The following is a 792-nucleotide window of genomic DNA, read 5'->3' as shown; positions in this document are numbered from 1 at the left end:
TACTTAACCAGTCTTCCATCCTCTAATGTTGCTGGATTATGATTGAAGAAAAATTTACTCATTGTCTCCACCTCTCTTTTGATAACGTTTACATTTATATAGATTATTTATGTTATTTATTTCACAATATTGTATGCATGTATATTTAATTAGTTTCATTATAAAGTAACATATCAATAGTAAATATGTGATTTTCCATCCATTTTGTGAACAAATCAAAAAATGAAAGCGTTTCCTTTATTATATACTAAAAAAACTTACTACGCTAGGGACAATTTTTTTAATCTACTAATCATCTACTTTTCTTTTTTTTATTAAACCTTATACAATTTTCAGAAATTATATTATAAAATATATGTATGACTTAAGGAGGATTTGTATGAATCAAAATAAAAAAGCTATATTAGATCTTGTCTTTTATCTCGTATTCCCATTCCTCATTTGGAAATTTGCAAAACCTTATATCGATCCTTATTACGCAATGTTAATTTCCTCTGTTCCGGGGATTATTTATACACTGTATACCTTTAAAAAAGAAAAACAGTTTAACGTTACAGGGTTCTTTATTTTAATTACACTCATTTCTAATACAACGGTAGACTTAATATCTGGATCAGCGGAACGAATGCTATGGAATGATGCATATTATCATATCGTACTTGGCTGCATCGTTATATGTACAATCTTTATAAAAAAACCACTTATGTTATATTTCGCAGCGGATATTTCAGCACTGCAAGGTCATGATCGTGATAAAAGTCGTGAGCTTTATCGTGATAGTCGTATATATCC

General features: G+C 28.5%; 1 protein-coding gene and 1 pseudogene. Both read left to right on the top strand.

Features of this window, described 5'->3' with window-relative positions:
• Window positions 1-133: 133 nt before the first annotated feature.
• Window positions 134-251, top strand: a pseudogene (locus AC1DJR_RS32050) (GTP pyrophosphokinase).
• 128 nt (window positions 252-379) lie between these two features.
• A partial coding sequence (locus tag AC1DJR_RS32045; RefSeq protein ID WP_477004474.1) for a VC0807 family protein occupies window positions 380-792 on the top strand: 413 nt, incomplete at its 3' end.

This window comes from Bacillus sp. 05T31, from assembly GCF_056396725.1.
Note: the sequence above shows the minus strand (reverse complement) of the source record. Positions and strands in the feature narration are given on the sequence as shown.